Origin of the sequence: Photorhabdus aballayi (assembly GCF_026153155.1) — a bacterium.
In the GTDB taxonomy this organism is placed as follows: Bacteria; Pseudomonadota; Gammaproteobacteria; order Enterobacterales; family Enterobacteriaceae; genus Photorhabdus; species Photorhabdus luminescens.
This window is the reverse complement of the sequence record NZ_JAPFCD010000037.1, coordinates 43,706-50,606: the sequence shown is the minus strand read 5'-3', so window position 1 is coordinate 50,606 and position 6,901 is coordinate 43,706. Positions and strand designations below refer to the sequence as shown.

The 6,901-nt window shown below is 40.3% G+C and carries 7 protein-coding genes and 1 pseudogene; 6 read left to right on the top strand and 2 right to left on the bottom strand.

What is annotated here, in order from left to right:
* Positions 1–125 precede the first annotated feature (125 nt).
* Together OO184_RS17125 and OO184_RS17120 are read right to left on the bottom strand one after the other, a co-directional pair.
* A complete protein-coding gene (locus OO184_RS17125; protein WP_265380205.1) occupies positions 126–539 on the bottom strand; it encodes a fascin domain-containing protein in 414 nt (137 codons plus the stop codon).
* A gap of 459 nt (positions 540–998) precedes the next feature.
* Entirely contained in the window at positions 999–1,412 is a 414-nt protein-coding gene (locus OO184_RS17120) for a fascin domain-containing protein (protein ID WP_265380204.1), read from the bottom strand.
* An 852-nt stretch (positions 1,413–2,264) separates the two neighbouring features.
* On the opposite strand from OO184_RS17120, the gene frdA reads away from it, so the two are divergent.
* The 6 genes and pseudogenes from frdA (at position 2,265) to OO184_RS17090 (ending at position 6,638) form a co-directional block, all read left to right on the top strand.
* The gene (frdA, locus tag OO184_RS17115) at positions 2,265–4,061 is read left to right on the top strand and encodes a fumarate reductase (quinol) flavoprotein subunit (protein WP_265380203.1); all 1,797 of its coding nucleotides are present in this window, start codon (positions 2,265–2,267) and stop codon (positions 4,059–4,061) included.
* Complete coding sequence (locus OO184_RS17110; RefSeq protein ID WP_265380202.1) at positions 4,054–4,788, top strand: succinate dehydrogenase/fumarate reductase iron-sulfur subunit; 735 nt, start codon at positions 4,054–4,056, stop codon at positions 4,786–4,788. Before frdA ends, OO184_RS17110 begins: the two co-directional genes overlap by 8 nt.
* A 15-nt stretch (positions 4,789–4,803) precedes the next feature.
* Positions 4,804–5,196 (top strand): fumarate reductase subunit FrdC, encoded by a 393-nt coding sequence (frdC, locus tag OO184_RS17105; protein WP_265380201.1) that lies wholly within the window; start codon positions 4,804–4,806, stop codon positions 5,194–5,196.
* 16 nt (positions 5,197–5,212) lie between these two features.
* Positions 5,213–5,566: a fumarate reductase subunit FrdD gene (frdD, locus tag OO184_RS17100; RefSeq protein ID WP_265380200.1), complete on the top strand. Its 354-nt coding sequence runs from the start codon at positions 5,213–5,215 to the stop codon at positions 5,564–5,566.
* Positions 5,556–5,690 (top strand): hypothetical protein, encoded by a 135-nt coding sequence (locus OO184_RS17095; RefSeq protein ID WP_265380199.1) that lies wholly within the window; start codon positions 5,556–5,558, stop codon positions 5,688–5,690. The genes frdD and OO184_RS17095 overlap by 11 nt, the downstream gene beginning before the upstream one ends.
* 143 nt (positions 5,691–5,833) lie before the next feature.
* Positions 5,834–6,638 (top strand): annotated as a pseudogene (locus tag OO184_RS17090) (transposase).
* Positions 6,639–6,901 lie beyond the last annotated feature (263 nt).

Genomic DNA, 6,901 nt, shown 5'->3' with positions numbered 1-6,901 from the left:
GTCATCTTTCAAGTTGCTTCTTTGTTGGCTGCACTCACTCACCCCGGTCACATAGTTATCTATGCTCCCGGGGATTCGCTCCTTTGCCGTCGCGATGCATCTTGAAATCCATTGGGTATATCCAATTACAATTTTATAACTTTAAACTGGCAATATATATCTAAATCGTATTTATCCGGTTTAATATAGTTAAAAATACCACCAGCATTGATCCGACTCAGATATTTCCCATTATCTGCACACAAAGCTACTACATTATCGTCGATATACTCTAAAGTAAAAGTAGAATAAACATCAATATCTGATTTTGTCGCTACTATATAATCACTACCTGCCAGAGAAATCCGACTTAAATAGAGGCCATTACTTGCACGAAGTGCTATCTTATTGGAACTAAGTTGTGTTGCAGAATATTTAGTGTAAATATCAATAATAGATTTATTAGCTTCAATAAAGTCAAATCCTCCGCCTCGATCAATTCGACTTAAATAGAACCCATTATCTGCCTGTAACGCAATAGGGCTACTTGATAATCCCATAATATTCTCCTGTTTAAATATATTTAATTTATTTTGGCCAACTATATTATTTATAGCGCATTAATTTAAATTCCACATTTTACTATTCCTGAAAATATAAAACACTTTCAATGAATATATACAACCAATATGATTGTTAAATACCAAAATATATTTTGGCATCTATTTTGAATGATATAATCATTTAAGATTTAACTATAACATTCATTAAACATAAATAATTTTCACATTTAAATTATAAAATTAAAAACTATAAACAAAATAAAAATTCATTTAAAATTATTAATTATAATATTATAAATAACAACAATTACCCGTTATTAGATAATTATATTAAAATAATTCATTGGTTTTTACATGGTATATTAAATGACGAATATTATTATCCAAAAATAAGATAAAATAATAGTGGCCAGTTTTACCTGGCCACCATAAAAATATTTAAGCAAAGATTATAATTTATGCAATCAGTGTGGTCACTTTAAAGTGGCAATACGCATCTAAATTAATTTTATCCGGCTTAATATAATCAATACCATTCAGAGTGACTCGACTTAAATATTTCCCGTTATCTGCACGTAGAGCTATCACATTACATCCGACATCCTCTACTGTAAACGTAGAATAAACATCAATACTTGATTTCGCTGCTTCAATATAATCACCACCGACTCGACTAACCCGGCTCAAATAACGACTATTATCAGCAAGAAGTGCTATCGTATTGGTGCTAAGTTGTATTAATTTATATCTTGAGTATATATCAATGGCAGATTTAACAGCTTCAATGTACTGAACTCCCGCCTGATCTACTCGACTCAGGTAGAGATTATTATCAGCTTGTAATGCAATAGTGATATTTGGTAATCCCATAATACTCTCCCATTTAAATATACCCGTCATCTTTCAAGTTGTCTCTTTGTCGGCTGCACTCGCTCACCCCAGTCACATAGTTTGCTATGCTCCCAAAGATTCACTCCCTTGCCGTCGCGATGCATCTTGAAATCCATAGGGTATATATTTTGATTTCTTAAACTAATTAAGTTAAATGACTTTAATCATGAAAAACTATTTAAATGTCACTTATCCCTATACCTGTAAAAACAAAACTCCTTTACTAAATATAGGTCATTAAAATAAAATAGCAAATTATATTTCCACATCTATTTTTAATGACATGGTTATTGTATTCTCAATTATAACATTCATAAAATAAACAGCGGTCATTTTTATATTTAATTTAAAGAATAATTATAGAAAATAAAAAAATAATTTAAAATTGCTAACTACAACATTATCAGAAAAAAATAAATCACTTGAATATCACTGAACTTACACAATTTCCAACACCGATAAAAATACCAGATAAGTTAAATTCACACTACACAGACTGTGACTTATCCCACCATAACACACCATTATTTTCCTCAAAAGGCCGTCTTGTTACCAGATCGGGATGAACGAAAGAAAAAAATAACTTATTCCTGTCTCAGATCATATTTTTGTAATTAAATCTGACAAAATACCCTTTCATATCAAATTTACCTCACCTAGAACTCGCTATACTTAATCCAATACAAATAGTAATAAATAGCTGCCCTTAATCGTTAAAGCACCAGATTTTACCTACAAAATTTTGCTATATAAAAAATAACAACAACATTGTAGGAAAGTTACGACGATTTTGCTCACTCATTAATTTAACTTAAACAATGGAGAAGCACAGTGCAAATCTTTAATGCCGATCTCGCGATTATCGGAGCCGGAGGCGCTGGTCTACGTGCCGCAATTGCCGCCGCTGAAGCTAATCCTCAAATGAAGATTGCTCTGATCTCAAAAGTTTACCCAATGCGTAGCCACACTGTGGCAGCAGAAGGTGGATCAGCAGCCGTCACCCAAGCTCACGACTCCTATGACTTCCATTTCAACGACACGGTATCCGGAGGTGACTGGTTATGTGAGCAAGATGTTGTTGAATACTTCGTCGAACATTGCCCGACAGAAATGATCCAGTTAGAGCAATGGGGCTGCCCGTGGAGCCGCAAAGAAGATGGTTCCGTCAACGTGCGTCGTTTTGGCGGTATGAAGATAGAGCGCACCTGGTTCGCCGCGGATAAAACTGGTTTCCATATGTTGCATACGCTATTCCAAACCTCCCTTAAGTACCCTCAAATCCAACGCTTCGATGAACATTTTGTCCTCGATATTCTGGTGGACGAAGGACAAGCACGCGGCTTGGTTGCACTAAATATGATGGAAGGCGCCAAAATTCAGATAAGAGCCAATGCCGTTATTATGGCAACCGGTGGTGCAGGCCGTGTATACCGTTACAATACCAACGGCGGTATCGTGACCGGTGATGGTATGGGCATGGCATTCCGTCACGGCGTACCACTGCGTGATATGGAATTTGTTCAGTATCATCCAACCGGTCTGCCTGGTTCCGGTATCCTAATGACGGAAGGTTGTCGTGGCGAAGGCGGAATTCTGGTCAATAAAGATGGCTACCGCTATTTACAAGATTATGGCCTCGGCCCTGAAACTCCATTAGGCAAACCCGAAAACAAATATATGGAACTGGGTCCCCGTGACAAAGTTTCTCAGGCTTTTTGGCATGAATGGCGTGCCGGTCGTACTATTTCAACTCCGCGTGGCGATGTGGTTTATCTCGATCTACGCCATTTGGGAGAGAAGAAATTACTTGAACGCCTGCCCTTCATCTGTGAACTGGCAAAGGCATATGTTGGTGTTGATCCCGTTAAAGAACCTATTCCGGTCCGACCTACAGCGCATTACACTATGGGCGGTATCGAAACTGATCAGAAATGTGAAACCCGCATTAAAGGGCTGTTCGCTGTCGGCGAATGTTCTTCTATTGGCCTGCATGGCGCAAACCGCCTTGGTTCCAATTCTCTGGCTGAATTAGTGGTCTTTGGCCGTCTGGCGGGTGAAGAAGCGGTAAAACATGTCCAACAAACCAAACCCGTTAATAACCGCCCATTGGATGCCCAAGCGCGTGATGTAGTTGCTCGTTTAAACAACTTACTGAAACAGGAAGGAACGGAAAGTTGGTCGAAGATCCGTGATGAAATGGGGATCTCGATGGAAGAAGGCTGCGGCATCTATCGCACCCCTGAACTCATGCTAAAAACGATCGATAAGATCGCTGAACTAAAAGATCGCTTCAAACGAGTGAAAATCACCGATAACACCAATGTGTTCAACACGGATCTACTGTACACCATTGAACTTGGCTTTGGCTTGGATGTCGCTGAATGTATGATTCACTCAGCGATAAACCGCAAAGAATCTCGCGGCGCTCATCAACGCTTGGATGAAGATTGTACTGAACGTGATGATGAAAACTTCCTAAAACATACACTCGCTTTCTATAAGCCTGAAGGTGTCCCTCACCTGGAATACAGCGATGTGAAAATCACCAAATCCACACCGGCAAAACGTGTATATGGCGGTGAAGCCGCGGCACAAGAGAAAAAATATAAGGAGCAGGAGAATGGTTGATATGAACACCCTGAGAATGGAGGTTATGCGCTACAACCCGGAAAGTGACCATAAACCCCATTTTATAACCTATGAGGTTCCTTATGATGAGCAGACTTCTCTACTTGATGCCCTAGGTTACATTAAAGACAATCTCGCGCCCGATCTCTCTTACCGCTGGTCTTGCCGTATGGCTATCTGTGGCTCTTGCGGCATGATGGTTAACCGCGTACCGAAACTGGCCTGTAAAACTTTTCTACGTGATTATCCTCAAGGGATGAAAGTTGGAGCGCTGGCTAACTTCCCTATCGAGCGTGACCTGGTAGTGGATATGACCGACTTTATTGAAAACCTGGAAGCTATCAAACCATACATCATCGGGAATGACCGCAAACCTACGGAAGGCCCAAATATTCAGACTCCAGCACAGATGGCGAAATATCATCAATTCTCCGGCTGTATCAACTGTGGCTTATGTTATGCCGCCTGCCCTCAATTTGGTCTGAACCCTGAATTTATCGGCCCGGCTGCGATCACACTGGCTCACCGTTACAATCTCGACAACCGCGACCACGGTAAAAAAGAGCGCATGCCGCACCTTAATAGCCAGAATGGGGTATGGAGCTGTACATTCGTTGGTTACTGTTCTGAGGTCTGTCCGAAACATGTCGATCCCGCAGCGGCTATTCAACAAGGCAAGATCGAAAGCGCGAAAGACTTCATGATCGCCATGCTAAAACCACAGTAAGGGGAGGAGAAAGTAATGACAACTAAACGTAAACCTTATATCCGCAGCATGGCGCCCAACTGGTGGCAGAAACTGGGCTTTTATCGCTTCTATATTCTGCGTGAAAGTACCGCAGTGACAACTATGTGGTTTAGTATCTTACTGATATACGGTCTATTCGCTCTAAAAGGCGGCGCACAAAGCTGGGATGCATTTGTCACGTTTCTACAAAATCCCGTCATCTTGCTGATTAATATCATCACTCTGCTAGGTGCTCTGCTACATACTAAAACTTGGTTTGAGCTAGCGCCGAAGGCAGCTAACGTAGTGATAAAAGGCGAAAAGATGGGACCTGAGCCAATAATCAAACTGCTATGGGCCGTCACTATTATCGTCACCACGATTATCTTAGGTATAGCCTTAGTTTAACCCCAAGGAGGATCTCATGAATAAAATACCTAAACGTTCCGATGAACCGATTTTTTGGGGATTATTTGGTGCCGGTGGTATGTGGGGAGCAATTGTAGCTCCAGCCATTATTTTACTGGTAGCCATCCTTTTACCATTAGGAGTAGCGCCGGAAGCGTTAAGCTACGCACGAATTCTGGCTTTCTGTCAGAGCCTTATTGGTCGTGCGTTCCTATTACTGATGATCATTTTACCGTTATGGTGCGGTTTACACCGTATCCACCACGGTATGCATGACCTGAAAATTCATATTCCCGCGAGTAAATGGATTTTCTACGGCTTAGCAGCAATCCTGAGTGTCGTCGCTATCATCGGCGTTTTTGCTCTGTAAAAGACGTCTGGAAGGTGAAAAACTGGCGGCATTGAAAATTGCCCGTTCAATGCCGGATATCGGCATCGAACGAGAAACAGTGATGAAAAGTCTCTATTTCTTGATTAAAAAATATTGCATATAAAAACTGCACTGCCAAAGTGTGGAGCCTTTGAAGTGCAGTTCAATATTAACTAACCTGAATTCTGGATAAGGAATTAACGAAGTGCCTGTTCCAAGAGCAAAGTTTTGGTGCACACCAAAAACCGCTCTGGGGAAGAACAGGCAATGAACAAATTAGTTGAAATTTTCTGCGATGTCGATGACTTTTTCGTTTTTTTATTCCTCAATGGGCGCAATTTTGTCTCGACAACGGGTATCGTCTGCGGCGCAGGCAAGGCCATATGTATCACAGTGAAATTATGACTATATTGATCCTCTTTCTCCTGTCGCATTACCGTAATTTGAAACATTTTTATCTGGATCATATTTGGAAATATCATCATCACAATTTTCCAACCTTGCTCAGTTATACCCGTTTTGTCAGTGTCGCGCCTTCCGTTTTGGTTCCACTGTGCAGTTATCTGACTCAATTAAAAGGAAAACCCACGGGAATTGCTTTTATTGATTCCACGAGTTTACGCGTGTGTCATAACATCCGTATTCCCCGGCATAAGGTGTTTGAGCGGGTAGCACAGCGAGGAAAAACCTCAATGGCTTGGTTTTACGGTTTCAAATGACACTTGATTGTCAACCATCAGGGCAAAATTTTTATGGTGACAAAGGCTATCTTAACCAGGAACTGGCGGACGATTTAGCGCAAACGGGTGTCACTTTCATCACGAAAAAACGCCATAACATGAAAGCGAAGGTACAGACAGAGTGGGATAGGATAATGTTATTAAAGCGTTTTATCATTGAAACCATTAATGGTCAATTAAAAGAAATTTCTCAAATAGAGCAGTCTCGCCACCGAAGTATAACAGGATTTCTGTTGACTGTTTTAGGCGGTGTGATTGCCTACTGCCTAAAATGGAAGAAACCATCACTGAAAATTTTCTACTCAGAAGAAGATGTTCCAGTGACGGTTTAAACGGAATTCGGGTTAAGTATTCATATTTTTAGCCTTCTGGCGGGTTGATGCATCGGAAAGAGTATTTCTTTGCGAAACTATCTGGGATATATGTCAGTATTTTTGTCTGGCATTTTGTAGGAAATAAGAGGTATTTAATTTAAATAATTTTCCAAAATGGCACCACACCTTACCCACTAATAATCCTATGTATAACAATTGGTTGAATAAAACCATGTGTAGCGGAATTATGAAACCTTATTTAATAGGAGAACATTTATTAC

Coding starts and splice junctions, on each gene's coding strand:
- OO184_RS17125 (WP_265380205.1), bottom strand. CDS start 539: ATGGGATTATCAAGTAGCCCTATTGCGTTACAGGCAGATAATGGGTTC.
- OO184_RS17120 (WP_265380204.1), bottom strand. CDS start 1,412: ATGGGATTACCAAATATCACTATTGCATTACAAGCTGATAATAATCTC.
- OO184_RS17110 (WP_265380202.1), top strand. CDS start 4,054: ATGGTTGATATGAACACCCTGAGAATGGAGGTTATGCGCTACAACCCG.
- frdC (WP_265380201.1), top strand. CDS start 4,804: ATGACAACTAAACGTAAACCTTATATCCGCAGCATGGCGCCCAACTGG.
- frdD (WP_265380200.1), top strand. CDS start 5,213: ATGAATAAAATACCTAAACGTTCCGATGAACCGATTTTTTGGGGATTA.